General features: G+C 73.2%; 19 protein-coding genes and 1 pseudogene. 6 read left to right on the forward strand and 14 right to left on the reverse strand.

Features of this window, described 5'->3' with window-relative positions:
• Positions 1–8: 8 nt before the first annotated feature.
• The 7 genes from trpM to hisI form a co-directional block, all read right to left on the reverse strand.
• Entirely contained in the window at positions 9–263 is a 255-nt protein-coding gene (gene trpM, locus HTZ82_RS32915; RefSeq protein ID WP_309235409.1) for a tryptophan biosynthesis modulator TrpM, read from the reverse strand.
• Positions 264–268: 5 nt separating this feature from the next.
• Positions 269–1,078 carry an indole-3-glycerol phosphate synthase TrpC gene (gene trpC / locus HTZ82_RS10795; protein ID WP_175409116.1) on the reverse strand — a complete coding sequence of 270 codons (810 nt, stop codon included), beginning with the start codon at positions 1,076–1,078 and terminating at the stop codon, positions 269–271.
• A 115-nt stretch (positions 1,079–1,193) separates the two neighbouring features.
• Positions 1,194–1,757 (reverse strand): DUF2752 domain-containing protein, encoded by a 564-nt coding sequence (locus HTZ82_RS10800; protein ID WP_175409117.1) that lies wholly within the window; start codon positions 1,755–1,757, stop codon positions 1,194–1,196.
• 56 nt (positions 1,758–1,813) lie between these two features.
• Positions 1,814–2,059 (reverse strand): HGxxPAAW family protein, encoded by a 246-nt coding sequence (locus HTZ82_RS10805; RefSeq protein WP_175409118.1) that lies wholly within the window; start codon positions 2,057–2,059, stop codon positions 1,814–1,816.
• 138 nt (positions 2,060–2,197) lie between these two features.
• Positions 2,198–2,872: a TIGR02234 family membrane protein gene (locus HTZ82_RS10810; protein WP_175409119.1), complete on the reverse strand. Its 675-nt coding sequence runs from the start codon at positions 2,870–2,872 to the stop codon at positions 2,198–2,200.
• A 4-nt stretch (positions 2,873–2,876) separates the two neighbouring features.
• A complete protein-coding gene (locus HTZ82_RS10815; RefSeq protein WP_175409120.1) occupies positions 2,877–4,367 on the reverse strand; it encodes an anthranilate synthase component I in 1,491 nt (496 codons plus the stop codon).
• Positions 4,368–4,378: 11 nt separating this feature from the next.
• Positions 4,379–4,729 (reverse strand): phosphoribosyl-AMP cyclohydrolase, encoded by a 351-nt coding sequence (hisI, locus tag HTZ82_RS10820; protein WP_073752349.1) that lies wholly within the window; start codon positions 4,727–4,729, stop codon positions 4,379–4,381.
• An 83-nt stretch (positions 4,730–4,812) separates the two neighbouring features.
• Between hisI and HTZ82_RS10825 the strand changes: the two genes are divergently transcribed.
• Together HTZ82_RS10825 and HTZ82_RS10830 are read left to right on the forward strand one after the other, a co-directional pair.
• Positions 4,813–5,445: a TIGR03085 family metal-binding protein gene (locus tag HTZ82_RS10825; RefSeq protein WP_175409121.1), complete on the forward strand. Its 633-nt coding sequence runs from the start codon at positions 4,813–4,815 to the stop codon at positions 5,443–5,445.
• 28 nt (positions 5,446–5,473) lie between these two features.
• Positions 5,474–5,860 (forward strand): VOC family protein, encoded by a 387-nt coding sequence (locus tag HTZ82_RS10830; protein ID WP_175409122.1) that lies wholly within the window; start codon positions 5,474–5,476, stop codon positions 5,858–5,860.
• A gap of 51 nt (positions 5,861–5,911) precedes the next feature.
• Here the strand turns inward: HTZ82_RS10830 and hisF are convergent, their stop codons facing one another.
• The 7 genes from hisF to hisD all read right to left on the reverse strand — a co-directional run bounded on the left by hisF (position 5,912) and on the right by hisD (position 11,410).
• Positions 5,912–6,673: an imidazole glycerol phosphate synthase subunit HisF gene (gene hisF / locus HTZ82_RS10835; RefSeq protein WP_175409123.1), complete on the reverse strand. Its 762-nt coding sequence runs from the start codon at positions 6,671–6,673 to the stop codon at positions 5,912–5,914.
• 103 nt (positions 6,674–6,776) lie between these two features.
• On the reverse strand, positions 6,777–7,502 hold the full coding sequence (gene priA, locus HTZ82_RS10840) for a bifunctional 1-(5-phosphoribosyl)-5-((5-phosphoribosylamino)methylideneamino)imidazole-4-carboxamide isomerase/phosphoribosylanthranilate isomerase PriA (RefSeq protein ID WP_175409124.1): 726 nt from the start codon (positions 7,500–7,502) through the stop codon (positions 6,777–6,779).
• 55 nt (positions 7,503–7,557) lie between these two features.
• A complete protein-coding gene (gene hisH / locus HTZ82_RS10845) occupies positions 7,558–8,202 on the reverse strand; it encodes an imidazole glycerol phosphate synthase subunit HisH (RefSeq protein WP_175409125.1) in 645 nt (214 codons plus the stop codon).
• A gap of 4 nt (positions 8,203–8,206) precedes the next feature.
• Positions 8,207–8,374, reverse strand: coding sequence for a hypothetical protein (locus HTZ82_RS10850; protein ID WP_175409126.1), 168 nt, complete (start codon positions 8,372–8,374; stop codon positions 8,207–8,209).
• The gene (gene hisB / locus HTZ82_RS10855) at positions 8,371–8,964 is read right to left on the reverse strand and encodes an imidazoleglycerol-phosphate dehydratase HisB (RefSeq protein WP_175409127.1); all 594 of its coding nucleotides are present in this window, start codon (positions 8,962–8,964) and stop codon (positions 8,371–8,373) included. Before hisB ends, HTZ82_RS10850 begins: the two co-directional genes overlap by 4 nt.
• Complete coding sequence (locus HTZ82_RS10860; protein ID WP_309235410.1) at positions 8,964–10,091, reverse strand: histidinol-phosphate transaminase; 1,128 nt, start codon at positions 10,089–10,091, stop codon at positions 8,964–8,966. Before HTZ82_RS10860 ends, hisB begins: the two co-directional genes overlap by 1 nt.
• Positions 10,088–11,410 (reverse strand): histidinol dehydrogenase, encoded by a 1,323-nt coding sequence (gene hisD, locus HTZ82_RS10865; protein ID WP_175409128.1) that lies wholly within the window; start codon positions 11,408–11,410, stop codon positions 10,088–10,090. Before hisD ends, HTZ82_RS10860 begins: the two co-directional genes overlap by 4 nt.
• Before the next feature lie 197 nt (positions 11,411–11,607).
• Here hisD and HTZ82_RS10870 point away from each other — a divergent pair, with 197 nt between their 5' ends.
• From HTZ82_RS10870 to HTZ82_RS10885, 4 genes and pseudogenes are all read left to right on the forward strand, one after another.
• A complete protein-coding gene (locus HTZ82_RS10870; RefSeq protein ID WP_175409132.1) occupies positions 11,608–13,203 on the forward strand; it encodes an oxidoreductase in 1,596 nt (531 codons plus the stop codon).
• 128 nt (positions 13,204–13,331) lie between these two features.
• Positions 13,332–14,358, forward strand: a pseudogene (locus HTZ82_RS10875) (hypothetical protein).
• A gap of 5 nt (positions 14,359–14,363) precedes the next feature.
• Complete coding sequence (locus HTZ82_RS10880; RefSeq protein WP_175409129.1) at positions 14,364–15,104, forward strand: LON peptidase substrate-binding domain-containing protein; 741 nt, start codon at positions 14,364–14,366, stop codon at positions 15,102–15,104.
• Between the two features lie 17 nt (positions 15,105–15,121).
• The coding region (locus tag HTZ82_RS10885; protein WP_175409130.1) for an aminoacyl-tRNA deacylase at positions 15,122–15,565 on the forward strand (444 nt) is incomplete at its 3' end.

The raw sequence follows: 15,565 nt of genomic DNA on the forward strand, positions 1-15,565 counted from the left end.
CCCCCGATTCAGAAAGGCGCGGGGTGGGGGACAGAAGCCCCGCGGCGCCATCGCATCCCGTTGACCTGACCCGGCTCGGAGCCGATGACGTACCGCACCCGGCGCCCGTGCACCCGCCGCGCCGGTGCGCGGCAGCCGCGCGGGCGGCAGCCGCGGGCGAGGCGGGCGTAGCCGGGAGGGGGTGCCTCGGCCGTCGCCCACGCGCGCGTGGCCCGGCCCGGGAGGGCCTGGGGCGACGCGAAGCGGGTGACGGCGGCGGACATGGCGGTCAGGCCCGTCCGTGGCGCAGGGCGGGGTGGGCGCCCGCGGCGACCAGGTCGGCGACGGCGGCCTTGGGGTCGCGGCCGGTGACCAGCGACTCCCCGACGAGCACGGCGTCGGCGCCCGCGTTGGCGTAGGCGATCAGGTCGTGCGGCCCGCGCACACCGGACTCGGCGACCTTGACGATGCCGGCCGGGATCTCGGGGGCGACCCGCTCGAAGGTGGAGCGGTCGACCTTGAGGGTCTTCAGGTCACGGGCGTTGACGCCGATGATGCGGGCGCCGGCGTCGACGGCGCGCTCGACCTCCGCCTCGTCGTGGACCTCGACGAGCGGGGTGAGCCCGATGGACTCGGCGCGCTCGATGAGGGACACCAGCGCGGGCTGGTCCAGGGCGGCCACGATCAGCAGGGCCAGGTCGGCGCCGTACGCGCGAGCCTCCCAGAGCTGGTACGCGGTGACGATGAAGTCCTTGCGGAGCACCGGGATGTCGACCCGGGCCCGGACGGCCTCCAGGTCGGCGAGGGAGCCGCCGAAGCGGCGCTGCTCGGTGAGGACGGAGATGACGGCCGCGCCGCCCGCCTCGTAGTCGGCGGCGAGCCCCGCCGGGTCGGCGATGGCCGCCAGCGCGCCCTTGGACGGGCTGGAGCGCTTCACCTCGCAGATGACCTGCACACCCTCGCCACGCAGCGCGGCGGCACCGTCGCGGGCCTGGGGAGCCTTGGCGGCGCGCTCCTTCAGCTCGTCGAGGGAGACCCGCGCCTGTCGCTCTGCGAGGTCGGCGCGCACGCCCTCGATGATCTCGTCGAGCACACTCACGCGAGAGGCCCCCTTCCGGGAGGGTGATGTTTTGATCAAGCCGGACACCTCGATGGTATCCGGAGGTGGGGCCAGAAATCGCATCTGGTCGGGAACACCGCTGTGACCTGTGGGTTCACGGGGCCAGTGCGGAGCCGAACGGCAGATTCCGCACCACCGAGAACACCGCGCCCACCGTGCCGAGCACCCACCAGGCGGCCGGCGGCACGGTGACCTGGAAGCGCATCCCGCGGACGGCCTTGACCAGCCAGAACACCATCAGCACGGCGAACGCGACATACCCGGCGACGGCCGGGGCGTTGGCGCCGAGCGCGGTGGTGAGGTCGCCGTGGATGAACGCGTGCGCGCTGCGCAGGCCGCCGCAGCCGGGGCAGTAGAGGCCCGTGTACCGCAACAGGGGGCAGACGGGGTAGTGGCCGGGTTCGTTGGGGTCGACCGTCCCCACGTACGCGAAGGCCGCGGCGACCCCGGCGAGCGCGCCCAGCGGCGCGGCGAGGCGCCGGGTCAGCGGCGGTACGGGGGCGGGCCCGGCGCCCGGGCGGGGCGGGGGCTGCTGGGGCGGCGGGGGCGGGGCTGAGGGGCTCGGGGCTGCGTGGTTCGGGGCTGAGGGGCTCGGGGCTGCGCGGTTCGGGGCTGAGGGGCTCGGGGTGACGTCCACCCGGTGATTGTCGCCGCTCATGCGGAGAGGCGCAGCCCGGCCGTGCCGGACCGCGCCTCGCGGGGTGTGACCGAGGGTCAGGCCTTCCGCGCGCCGACCTGGGCGCGGGCGTCGAGCGCCTCCTGGGTCGGCTTCGGCATGCCGAGGCCGGCGGCCTTCATGGCGAGACCGACGACACCGCCGAGCACGACGACGCCCATCCCGGCCCAGAAGCCGAGCGGGTTCGCCGCCACCATGAAGACACCGGCGACGCAGAAGCCGATGAAGGAGATGGTGACACCGGTCCAGGCGGCCGGGGTGTGTCCGTGGGCGCTGCCCGCCATGAGTTGCTCCTCGTTGAATGTTGCTCTGTGTGAGGCCCCGCCGAGTGCGGTCGCTCGTCGCCATTGTTCCGCACGCGCGCGTGCGGAGTGATCCCGGGGTGGGCCGCTCGTGCGTGGGTCGTGCGGCGTACCCGGGGATCAGGTGCGGTCGGTGGGGTCCTCGCCGCGGTCGAGGGCCTTCCACAGCTCCTCGGGCCGCTCGGGGTCGCCGGCCGTCCGGCGGGCGCTACGCGCGCGGGGGCCGGTGTCGCGTTCGTACCGGCCGGACATGGCGGGCCAGGTGCGGCCGTAGCGCAGGGCCAGGAGGCCGGCGGCCAGGATCAGCAGGGCGGCCGCGGCCGTGATGTACGGCCAGGGCGTCTGGGTGAGGGCGTCGACGCGGGCGGCGGTGTCGCCGGTCGCGCGGGCGGCCTCCGCGTCGAGTGCCGCGCTGTCGGAGGCACCCAGGAGGGCCGCCGCGGCCGCTCCGGCACCGCTCAGCGTGAGCAGCAGCGCGACGAGGCGGCGGCCTGCGCCACGTGCCGCGAGGACGGCGACCAGGGCGGCGAGCCCGACGATGGCGAGGGCGGTGGGCGCCCCGGTGACGTCACCGCCCGCCGCGTCCAGGACGGCACCGGAGCCGACGGTCGACACGACCTTGCCCTCGGTCCAGGTCTGGCCGGAGGCGAGGAGGACGACGGCGGCGCCGACGGCGCCGAGCAGGAGGGCGGTGGCGAGGCTGCGGCGACCGCCCGTGGCGGCCGCCGCGTCGCCCGCGCGCGTGGTACGGGGCTGGGGTACGGATGCGGCACTCACGTACCCACTATCCCCCATGGCCTCAGACGCGGTTCATCCGGTTGGCGGTGTGGACGGCGCGGAGCACCGCGGCCGCCTTGTTGCGGCATTCGGTGTCCTCGGCGACCGGGTCCGAGTCGGCGACGACACCGGCGCCGGCCTGCACGTAGGCGGTGCCGTCGCGCAGCAGGGCGGTGCGGATGGCGATGGCCGTGTCGGAGTCGCCCGCGAAGTCGAGGTAGCCGACGGCGCCGCCGTACAGGCCGCGCCTGGTGGGCTCCAGCTCCTCGATGATCTGCAGGGCGCGCGGCTTGGGCGCGCCGGAGAGCGTGCCGGCGGGGAAGCAGGCGGTGAGCACGTCGAAGGCGGTGCGGCCGTCCGCGACCCGGCCGGTCACGGTCGAGACGATGTGCATGACGTGGGAGTAGCGCTCGATCGACATGAAGTCGACGACCTCGACGGAGCCCGGTTCGCAGACCCGGCCCAGGTCGTTGCGGCCGAGGTCGACGAGCATGAGGTGCTCGGCGCGCTCCTTGGGGTCCGCGATGAGCTCGTCCGCGAGCGCCTGGTCCTCCTGCGGGGTCGCCCCGCGCGGGCGCGTTCCGGCGATGGGGTGCACCATCGCGCGGCCGTCCTCAACTTTGACCAGTGCTTCCGGGCTGGAGCCGACGACGTCGAACCCGTCGAAGCGGAACAGGTACATGTACGGGGACGGGTTGGTGGCCCGCAGCACCCGGTAGACGTCCAGGGCGCTCGCCGTGCAGGGGGTCTCGAAGCGCTGCGAGGGCACGACCTGGAAGGCCTCGCCGGCCCGGATGCGCTCCTTGATGTCCTCGACGGCCTCCTGATAGGCCGTGCCGCCCCACAGGGCGGTGTACTCGGGCAGCTCGGACGGCGGGAGGGCGGCGGGCGCGGAGTCGGCGGGCTTGGTGAGGTCGGCCTGCATGGCGTCGAGCCGGGCGACGGCGTCCGCGTAGGCCTCGTCGACGCCGGTGTCGAGGTCGTTGTGGTTGATCGCGTTGGCGATCAGCAGGACCGTGCCCTCCCAGTGGTCGAGGACGGCGAGGTCGGAGGTGAGCAGCATGGTCAGCTCGGGCAGCCGCAGGTCGTCGGTGCCGTGGTCGCCGACGCGTTCCAGGCGGCGCACGATGTCGTAGCCGAGGTAGCCGACCATGCCGCCGGTGAAGGGCGGCATGCCGGAGGCCAGGTCGCGCGGGGTGTGCAGGGTCTGCACGGTGGCGCGCAGGGCGGCCAGCGGGTCGCCGTCGAGGGGCACGCCGACCGGTGGGGTGCCCAGCCAGTGCGCCCGGCCCTCGCGGGCGGTGAGCGTGGCGGCGCTGCGGACGCCGACGAAGGAGTACCGGGACCAGGAGCCGAGGCCGTTCTCGGCGGACTCCAGCAGGAACGTCCCGGGGCGCTCGGCGGCGAGCTTGCGGTAGAGGCCCACCGGCGTGTCGCCGTCCGCGAGCAGGCGGCGGCTCACGGGGATCACGCGGCGGTCGGCCGCCAGCTTGCGGAAGGTCTCGAGGTCCATGGCGCCCGACCTTACTTGCCGAGCGGCAGGACGTCGGCGTCGAAGCAGGTGCGGGCGCCGGTGTGGCAGGCGGCGCCGACCTGGTCGACCTTGACCAGCACGGTGTCGGCGTCGCAGTCGAGGGCGACGGACTTGACGTGCTGGACGTGGCCGGAGGTGTCTCCCTTGACCCAGTACTCCTGGCGGCTGCGCGACCAGTAGGTGCAGCGGCCGGTGGTGAGGGTGCGGTGCAGGGCCTCGTCGTCCATCCAGCCGAGCATGAGGACTTCGCCGGTGTCGTACTGCTGGGCGATGGCCGGGACCAGCCCGTCGGGGCTGCGCTTGAGACGGGCGGCGATGGCCGGGTCAAGGTTGCTGGTCATGACGCCATTGTGCCGCGCGCTCGGGGGGCGCCCGGGCCGTGTCCACTGGGCGGACCGGGCGGGGCGGCCGTACCCTTGCGGACATGTCGACCCATGCCAAGCGTGAACGGCTTCTGCTCGCCGACCTGTTGGAGGCGGCGGGTCCGGACGCCCCGACCCTGTGCGACGGCTGGACCGCCCGTGAGCTCGCGGCCCATGTGGTGGTGCGGGAGCGCCGCCCGGACGCGGCGGCCGGCGTCCTGATCGGACCGCTGCGGGACCGCCTGGAGCGGGTGCAGGCGGAGTTCGCGGCGAAGCCGTACGAGGAGCTGATCCAGCTGATCCGTACGGGCCCGCCCCGGATGTCGCCCTTCTCGATCAAGCAGGTCGACGAGGGGGCGAACACGGTCGAGTTCTACGTCCACACCGAGGACGTCCGGCGCGCGCAGGCGGACTGGACGCCGCGGGAACTGGACCCCGTGTTCACGGACGCCCTGTGGACCAGGCTGGAGAAGATGGCCCGCCTCGCGGGGCGCCGATGCCCGGTGGGGCTCGTGGTGCGGCGCCCGAACGGTCAGACGGCGGTCGCGCACCGCGGTGCGCCCGTGGTGACGGTCACCGGAGAGCCGGGCGAGCTGATCCTGTTCCTGTACGGGCGCCAGGGCGCCGCGCACGTGGAGCTGGACGGGGACAAAGAGGCCGTGGCGCGTGTGCTGGAGGCGAAACTGGGCATCTGACCCACCTCCACCGGCGGAGAGGACGACGATGCTCAGGATCGCGATGACCAGCGTGTACGTGGACGACGAGGAGAAGGCGCACGCCTTCTACACGGACGTCCTGGGGTTCGAGACACGCACCCGCATCGATCTCGGCGGTGCCCTCTTCATCACCGTCGGCGCGCCGGGGCAGGACGTGGAGCTGCTGCTGGAGCCCGGGGACAGCCCGATCGCGCGGGCGTACACGAAGGGGCTGCGGGAGGCGGGGCTGCCGTGCATCGTCTTCGGCGTGGACGATCTGCGGGCGGAGTACGAGCGGCTGAGCCGGCTGGGCGTGGTGTTCACGCAGGAGCCGCAGGAGCAGGGACCCGTCCTGACGGCCGTCCTGGACGACACGGTCGGGAACCTGATCCAACTGGCCCAGCACGTGAGCTGAAGCGCGAACCGCCGGCGGCGGGCCCGCGCGTCAGGACCCGCCGGCGGCGGCTCAGCGGACCGGGTGGCCCGCGTCTCGCAGGGTTTCCTTGACCTCGCCGATGCGGAGGTCGCCGAAGTGGAAGACCGACGCGGCCAGGACCGCGTCCGCGCCCGCGTCGATCGCCGGCGGGAAGTCCGTCAGCCTGCCCGCGCCGCCCGAGGCGATGACCGGCACGGTGACATGGCGGCGTACGGCCGCGATCATCTCCGTGTCGTAGCCGTCCTTCGTGCCGTCCGCGTCCATCGAGTTGAGGAGGATCTCGCCGGCGCCCAGCTCCGCGGCGCGGTGGGCCCACTCGACGGCGTCCATGCCGGTGCCACGGCGGCCGCCGTGGGTGGTGACCTCGAACCCGGAGGCCGTGCCGGCCGCGCGGCGGGCGTCCACGGACAGGACGAGGACCTGGCGGCCGAAGCGCTCCGCGATCTCCCGGATCAGCTCGGGGCGGGCGATCGCCGCCGTGTTGACGCCGACCTTGTCCGCGCCGGCGCGCAGCAGCTTGTCGACGTCCTCGGCGCTGCGCACGCCGCCGCCCACGGTCAGCGGGATGAAGACCTGCTCGGCGGTGCGGCGCACCACGTCGTACGTGGTCTCGCGGTTGCCCGAGGACGCGGTGATGTCGAGGAACGTCAGCTCGTCGGCGCCCTCGGCGTCGTACAGCTTGGCCATCTCGACGGGGTCGCCGGCGTCGCGCAGGTTCTGGAAGTTGACGCCCTTGACGACGCGGCCGTTGTCCACGTCGAGGCAGGGGATGACTCGGACGGCGAGCGTCATGACACGGCTCCTCGGAATGCTTCCAGCTCTACTTCGACCGAGAAGCCGCACGGCTCCTCGCAGGGGCTTCCGCTCCGCACCCGTCGTACGGCGTCCGCCGACGTCATTCCGCCACCGCCGCCAGGGCTTCTTCGAGGGTGAACGTCTTGGCGTACAGCGCCTTGCCGACGATGGCGCCCTCGACGCCGAGCGGGACGAGCTCGGAGATGGCCCGCAGGTCGGCCAGCGAGGAGACGCCGCCGGAGGCCACGACGGGGCGGTCGGTGGCCGCGCAGACGTTCTTCAGGAGCTCCAGGTTGGGGCCCTGGAGGGTGCCGTCCTTGGCGATGTCGGTGACGACGTAGCGGGCGCAGCCCTCGGTGTTGAGGCGCTCCAGCGTCTCGTACAGGTCGCCGCCGTCGCGGGTCCAGCCGCGGCCGCGCAGGGTCGTGCCGCGCACGTCGAGGCCGACGGCGATCTTGTCGCCGTGCTCGGCGATGACCTTGGCGACCCACTCGGGGGTCTCCAGGGCGGCGGTGCCGAGGTTGACGCGGGTGCAGCCGGTGGCCAGGGCGGCGGCCAGGGAGGCGTCGTCGCGGATGCCGCCGGACAGCTCGACCTTGATGTCCATGGCCCGGGTGACCTCCGCGATCAGGTCGCGGTTGTCGCCGGTGCCGAACGCGGCGTCGAGGTCGACGAGGTGGAGCCATTCGGCGCCCGCGCGCTGCCAGGCCAGGGCCGCCTCCAGCGGGGAGCCGTAGGACGTCTCCGTGCCGGACTCGCCATGGACGAGCCGCACGGCCTGGCCGTCCCGGACGTCGACGGCGGGGAGGAGTTCGAGCTTGGTCATCTCAGAGTCCTGGTCTCTAGCGATAGCGGTGGCGGTGGGGCGGTGGCGGTGGCGGTCAGAAGGTCTTGAGCCAGTTGGTGAGCAACTGGGCGCCCGCGTCGCCGGACTTCTCCGGGTGGAACTGGGTGGCCCACAGCGCGCCGTTCTCAACGGCGGCGACGAACCGCTCGCCGTGCGTGGCCCAGGTGACCTTGGGGGCGCGCATACGGGGGCTGCCGATCTCCATGGTCCAGTCGTGCACCGCGTACGAGTGCACGAAGTAGAAGCGGGCGTCGGCGTCGAGACCGGCGAAGAGTTCGCTGTCGTCGGCCGCCTCGACCGTGTTCCAGCCCATGTGCGGGACGACGGGGGCCTTGAGCGGGCCGACGGTCCCGGGCCACTCGTCGAGGCCCTCGGTCTCGACGCCGTGCTCGATGCCGCGGGCGAACAGGATCTGCATGCCGACGCAGATGCCCATGACGGGGCGGCCCCCGGAGAGCCTGCGCTCGACGATCCAGTCGCCGCGGGCCTCCTTGAGACCGGTCATGCACGCGGAGAACGCGCCGACGCCGGGGACGAGGAGCCCGTCGGCGTTCATGGCCTTGTCGTAGTCGCGCGTGATCTCGACATCGGCCCCTACGCGCGCGAGGGCGCGTTCGGCGGAGCGGACGTTGCCGAATCCGTAGTCGAAGACGACGACTTTCTTGGTGGTGGCGGTCATACCGTCAATCCCAGATTCCCTGAATGCGCAGAACGCCGGCGAGCAGGCACATCGCGGAGGCGCCGGCCAGCAGGACGATGACGCCCCTCGGCATCTTCTGCTTGCTGAAGGAGTACACGCCGCCGGCCAGGAAGAGGCCGACGACGATCAGAATCGTGGACAGCCCGGTCACAGGGCGCCCTTCGTCGACGGGAGGATGCCGGCGGCCCGCGGGTCGCGCTCGGAGGCGTACCGCAGGGCGCGGGCGAGGGCCTTGAACTGGCACTCCACGATGTGGTGGGCGTTGCGCCCGTACGGGACGTGGACGTGAAGCGCGATCTGGGCCTGCGCGACGAACGACTCCAGGATGTGGCGCGTCATGGTCGTGTCGTACGAGCCGATCATCGGCGCCATGTTCTCGGGCTCGCTGTGCACCAGGTAGGGGCGGCCGGAGAGGTCGACGGTGACCTGGGCGAGCGACTCGTCCAGCGGGACGGTGCAGTTGCCGAAGCGGTAGATGCCGACCTTGTCGCCGAGTGCCTGCTTGAAGGCGGCGCCGAGGGCGAGGGCGGTGTCCTCGATGGTGTGGTGCGAGTCGATGTGCAGGTCGCCGTCGGTCTTGACCGTGAGGTCGAAGAGGCCGTGGCGGCCGAGCTGGTCGAGCATGTGGTCGTAGAAGCCGACGCCGGTGGCGACGTCGACCTTGCCGGTGCCGTCGAGGTCGATCTCGACGACGACGGACGTCTCCTTGGTGGTGCGCTCGACCCGTCCTACGCGGCTCATCAGCTGTGCTCCTTCTTGATTGCGCGAACCGCATCGAGGAACGCGTCGTTCTCTTCGGGCGTGCCGGCGGTGACGCGCAGCCAGCCCGGTACGCCGTTGTCGCGGACGAGGACCCCGTGGTCGAGGATCCGCTGCCACATGGCGTGGGCGGCGCCCTCGCCGTCGAACCGGCCGAACTGGACGAAGTTGGCGTCCGACTCGGTGACCTCGTATCCGATGCCGCGCAGCTCCGCGACCAGGCGGTCCCGTTCCGCCTTGAGCTGTTCGACGTACCCGAGCAGCGTATCGGTGTGTTCGAGTGCGGCGAGCGCGGTGGCCTGGGTGACGGCGGACAGGTGGTACGGCAGGCGGACCAGCTGGACGGCGTCGACGACGGCCGGGTGGGCGGCGAGGTAGCCGAGACGCAGCCCGGCGGCGCCGAAGGCCTTGGACATGGTGCGGGAGATCACCAGGTGGGGGCGGCCCTCGATGAGCGGCAGCAGCGAGGCGCGGTGGCTGAACTCGACGTACGCCTCGTCGACGACGACCAGGGACGGCTTGGCGGCCTGGGCGGCCTCGTACAGGGCGAGGACGGTGTCGGCGTCGACGGCGGTGCCGGTGGGGTTGTTGGGCGAGGTGATGAAGAGCACGTCGGGGCGGTGCCGGGCGATGGCGTCCGCCGCGGCGGCCACGTCGAGGCCGAAGTCCTCGCGGCGGGGGCCGGAGATCCAGCCGGTGCCGGTGCCGCGCGAGATCAGCCCGTGCATGGAGTACGAGGGTTCGAAGCCCATCGCGATACGGCCGGGCCCGCCGAAGGCCTGGAGGAGCTGCTGGAGCACCTCGTTGGAGCCGTTGGCCGCCCAGACCTGGCCGGTGCCGGCCTCGTACCCGGTGGTGCGGGTGAGGTAGCGGGCCAGCTCGGTGCGGAGCTCGACGGCGTCGCGGTCGGGGTAGCGGTTGAGGCCGCGGGCGGCCTCGCGGACGCGCTCCGCGATGCGCTCGACGAGCGGCTCGGGCAGCGGGTACGGGTTCTCGTTGGTGTTCAGCCGGACCGGGACGTCGAGCTGGGGGGCGCCGTACGCGGACTTGCCGCGCAGCTCGTCGCGGATCGGCAGGTCGTCGACGCGGATGTCGTTCGTGGAGCTCACTTGCCGGGCACCTTCCAGTCGAAGCGCGCCTTCACGGCGGCGCCGTGCGCCGGCAGGTCCTCGGCCTCCGCGAGGGTGACCACGTGGTGGGTGACCTCGGCGAGGGCGTCGCGCGTGTAGTCCACGATGTGGATGCCGCGCAGGAACGACTGCACGGACAGGCCGGACGAGTGGCAGGCGCAGCCGCCGGTCGGCAGGACGTGGTTGGACCCGGCGCAGTAGTCGCCGAGGGAGACCGGCGACCAGGGGCCGACGAAGACCGCGCCGGCGTTGCGGACGCGCTGGGCGACGGCGGCGGCGTCGGCGGTCTGGATCTCCAGGTGCTCCGCGCCGTACGCGTCGACCACGCGCAGGCCCTCGTCGACGCCGTCGACGAGGACGATCGCGGACTGCTTGCCGCGCAGCGCGGGCAGGATGCGGTCCTCGACGTGCTTGGTCGCGGCGATCTGCGGCTCCAGTTCCCGCTCGACGGCGTCGGCCAGCTCGACGGAGTCGGTGACGAGGACGGCGGCGGCGAGCGGGTCGTGCTCGGCCTGGCTGATCAGGTCGGCGGCGACGTGGACCGGGTCGGCCGTGGCGTCGGCGAGTACGGCGATCTCGGTCGGGCCCGCCTCGGTGTCGATGCCGATGCGGCCGGTGAAGTAGCGCTTGGCTGCGGCGACCCAGATGTTGCCGGGGCCTGTGACCATGTTGGCGGGGGCGCAGGTCTCGGTTCCGTAAGCGAACATGGCGACGGCCTGGGCGCCGCCGACGGCGTACACCTCGTCGACGCCGAGGAGGGCGCAGGCGGCGAGGATCGTCGGGTGCGGCAGGCCGTGGTGTTCCTTCTGCGGCGGTGAGGCGAGCGCGATGGACGCGACACCGGCCTCCTGCGCCGGAACGGCGTTCATGATCACGGACGAGGGGTAGACGGAGCGGCCGCCCGGCGCGTACAGGCCGACGCGCTCGACGGGGACCCACTTCTCCGTGACCGTGCCGCCGGGCACGACCTGCGTGGTGTGCGAGGAGCGGCGCTGCTCGCGGTGGACGATCCGGGCGCGCCGGATGGACTCCTCCAGGCCCGCGCGGACGGCCGGGTCCAGCTCCTCCAGGGCGCGGGTCAGCGCGGCGGCCGGGACCCGTACCTGGTCGAGGGTGACGCCGTCGAACCGCTCGGCGTAGTCGATCAGCGCCGCGTCGCCCCGATGGTGCACGGCCTCGCAGATGGGCCGCACTTTCTCCAGGGCGGCTTCCACGTCGAACTCGGCACGGGGCAGCAGGTCGCGCAGAGCGCCGCCCTTCGGGAGGGCGTCGCCGCGCAGATCGATTCGTGAGATCACAGGTCAATTCTCGCAGACGGTTTCGGGCCTCCGGCGGTCCGTATCACTGGCTGATACACGCCACACCACCCCCCGACTGTCACACCTGACCGTTAGCGTTCAGTTCGTCACTCAGCGGGAAGAACACCCGTACGAACAGGGGAAGCGAGGGGGCGGCATTGACCGAGCCGCACGGCACAGGCGCGCACGACGACGACATGCCCGGCGATCTCACCCCTGCCGAGCTGGGGATGTGGCAGGCGTTCCGGATCGGGGCCTGGTACGACCTGCGGGCAGGCCATCCGGTCCTGGACGACGCGTTCGCGCCGCAGCCGTGGCCGGAGGCGCGGTCGGTGCGGGCGCGGGTGGTGGCGCGGCTGCTGCTGTCGGGGCCTGCGGCGCTGGCGGGCCGGGTGTCGGCGCTGAAGCTGCGCGGCGTGATGATCACCGGGACGCTGGACCTGGCGGGCGGCACGGTCGCGCCGTACGTGGAGCTGCAGGGCTGCCGGTTCGAGAACGAGGTGGTGCTGCCGGAGTCCCGGTTCACGACGCTGCGGATGGTGGGGTGCGCGATTCCGCGCCTGGAGGCGGCGCGGCTGCACACGGAGGGCGACCTGCATCTGCCGCGCTGCCGGGTGGACCGGGGGGTGCGGCTCACGGACGCCCAGATAGGCACCGATCTGCTGATCAGCCAGATCCATGTGGAGCCGGACCGGCGGGGCCGGGCGATCATCGCGGACGGCATGTCGGTCGCGCAGGACCTCCAGGCGGAGCTGATCGAGACGTACGGGGAGTTCAGCCTGCGCGGCGCCAAGATCGGCGTCTCGCTGAGCCTGCGCGGGAGCCGGCTGCGGGGCGCCGAGGGGCGGCGGGCGCTGAACGCGCCGCAGCTGACCGTGGAGCGGACGCTGTACATGACGTACGCGTGGGTGAGCGACTCGGTGGGCGGCGCGTCCGACTCGCTGGGCGGCACACCGCCGTACGGGGTGGGTGAGGTGAACACGCCGATGCGGGGGACGCGGATGCGGCCCTTCGAGTGCCACGGCGGGGTGCGTCTGGACGACGGGCGGTTCGGGGACGCGGTGGATCTGCACCACGCGCGGTTCCTGCTGTCGTCGGCCCGCAAGGAGGAGGTGTCGTTCCGCCGGATCGTGACGCCGGAGCTGCGGTTCAACTGCGAGCGCCCGGAGGAGGGGCGGGTGGTGCTGAACGGGGCGAAGGTCGTCACGCTCGTCGACCAGGCGATCAGCTGGCCGGGCCCGGGCGGGCTCGCGCTGAGCGGGTTCGGGTACGAGAACCTGGTGCCGTACGGGCCGTTCCCGCTGGCCCGCCGGCTGGAGTGGGTGGCGGCGGCGACGCCCGAGTACGCGCCGGAGCCGTACGAACGGCTGGCGACGGTGCTGCGCAACACCGGCGAGGACGCGGACGCCCGCGAGGTACTGCTGGCCAAGCAGCGGCGGCGGCGCGAGACGCTGCCGCTCGCCGCGAAGCTGTGGGGGTACCTCCAGGACTGGACGGTGGCGTACGGCTACCGGCCGGGGCGGGCTGCGGTGTGGATGGCGGTGCTGTGGGCGGCGGGCACGCTGGCGTTCTCGCGGTACGACCCGGTGCCGATCAAGAACGACGAGTCCCCGCACTGGAACGCGGCGCTGTACGCGCTGGATCTGCTGCTGCCGGTGATCAACCTGGGCCAGGACGGGTACTGGCGGGTGTCGGGGGTGTGGCAGTGGATGTCGACGGTGCTGATCCTGGTGGGCTGGATACTGGCCACGACGGTGGCGGCGGGGGCGTCGCGGCTGCTGCGGCGCAGTTGAACTCCTCCCGTACCCCTGCTCTTTTTACGGTCTCTTGACATTCGGCCGCACAACCTTTCCGCCCCTACCAAAGCTTCACAGCCGTTCCCTGGTGCGGCTCCGACCTGCGGTTTTCAATGGGCGGCACGATGTCTCTGCTCCGTGCCCTGCTGGGCGGCCCCCGCCCGCTCCGGCCTGCCGCACAGCCCGCGGACGGGCTGCCGCCGGACGATGCGGTGCTGCTGGACGCGCCGGACCACCGGCTCGGTCCCGCGCTGGTCGCCGCCGCTCTCGGGGACCATGTCCCGGCCGCGCGTCTCATGGCCGAGACCCGGCGGTGCGCCGAGTGGGACGAGCGTGACCGGTACGCGGTACGGCTCGCCGCCTTCGCGTACAGCCGGGACGCGTGGCTGACCGGCTGGCTGGCCGAGGCACCGGGCGACCCGGACGCGCTGCTCGTGACGGCCCAACTGGCGCTGCGCCGGGCCTGGGAGTCGCCGGCCCGGGCGGAGCGGCTCCACGAGATCGAGCCGATGATCCGCGCGGCGGCCGAGGCGGCGCCCCGCGACCCGGTGCCCTGGCGGCTCGCGCTGGACCACGCGCGCGGTACGCGCACCCCGCACCATGTGTTCGCCGCGCTGTGGGAGCAGGCCCTGCGCCGCTCGGCGCACCACTTCGGCTGCCATCTGTCGGCCCTGGAGTACCTGTCGGCCCGCTGGTACGGATCGCACCGCACGGGCTTCGACTTCGCGGAGCAGGCCGCGCTCGACGCCCGCCCCGACTCGCTGATCCAGGCGCTGCCGCTGCGGGCCGCGCTGGCCCAGATGACGATGCCGGGCGGGGACTCGGCCCGGGTGCCGGAGGACCGGATCGACGCCGCAGCCGACCTGGCGATCCGGCTGTCGGCGCGTCACGCGGCGGCCGACCCCTGGCCGGCGGAGCTGCGCAACACGCTGGTGTACGTGCTGATCGGGCGGGAGCGGTGGGCGGCGGCGCTGGACCAGTTGCGGCTCATCGGCCCGTACGCGACGTCGTTCCCGTGGGCCGGTGCCGGGGGCGATCCGCTGTCGCGGTTCCTCGACGCGCGCCGGCGCGTGCGGCGGGCGCTTCCCGGCGCTGCGGGGCGCGGTGTGCGGACGGGCCGGACGTGGCCGCCGGGCTGACCATTACGCTTGACCGCTGTGACCACCGCTCGCCTGCCACTCTTTCCGCTCAACGCGGTGCTGTTCCCGGGCCTCGTGCTGCCGTTGAACGTCTTCGAGGAGCGGTACCGCGCCATGATGCGCGAACTGCTGAAGATCGACGAATCGCAGCCGCGCCGCTTCGCCGTCGTCGCGATCCGCGACGGGCGTGAGGTGGCGCCGACCGCACCGGGCATGCCGGACCCGACGGCTGTGCCGGAGAAGGGTCCCGCCGCCGGTTTCGGCCCCGACCCGATGAAGGCCTTCCACGGGGTGGGCTGCGTCGCCGACGCGGCGAGCGTACGGGAGCGGGCGGACGGCAGCTTCGAGCTGCTGGCGACCGGTACGAAGCGGGTGCGGCTGCTGTCGGTCGACGCGAGCGGCCCGTTCCTCACCGCGGAGGTCGAGGAGTTGGAGGAGCGTCAGGGCGAGGAGGCGGGCGCGCTCGCCGAGGGCGTGCTGCGGGCGTTCCGTACGTATCAGAAACGGCTGGCCGGGGCGCGGGAGCGGTCCCTGGCGGCGGGCACGGAGCTGCCGGACGAGCCGTCGGTCGTGTCGTACCTGGTGGCCGCGGCGGCGGTGCTGGACATCCCGGCGAAGCAGCGGCTGCTCCAGGCGCCGGACACCGCGACACGGCTGCGCGAGGAGCTGCGGCTGCTGCGCGCCGAGACGGCGGTGCTGCGGCATCTGCCGTCGCTGCCGGCGGTCGATCTGACACAGGCTCCGACGAGCCCCAACTGACGGGAGGGAAAAGGGCTGTGGCGAAGAAGGAGAAGGCGGGCCGGGCCGCCGGCAGGGGCGGGAAGCAGGCCAACGGTACGCCGGCGACGGTCGCGCTGACGGCCGCGGGCGCGCCGTTCACGGTGCACGCGTACGAGCACGACCCGGCGTCGTCCGCCTCGTACGGCGCGGAGGCCGCGGAGGCCCTCGGGGTGTCGCCGGACCGGGTGTTCAAGACGCTCGTCGCCGACGTGGACGGCGCCCTCACCGTGGCGGTCGTGCCGGTGGCGGGCCAGCTCGACCTGAAGGCGCTGGCGGCGGCGGTGGGCGGCAAGCGGGCGACGATGGCCGACCCGGCGGCGGCGGAGCGTACGACGGGGTATGTACGGGGCGGTATCTCGCCGCTCGGGCAGCGGAAGCGGCTGCCGACGGTGCTGGACGCGTCGGCGTCGCGGCACGCGACGATCTGCGTGTCCGCCGGG

This window comes from Streptomyces sp. TRM64462 (genome assembly GCF_013362995.1).
Classification (GTDB): domain Bacteria; phylum Actinomycetota; class Actinomycetes; order Streptomycetales; family Streptomycetaceae; genus Streptomyces.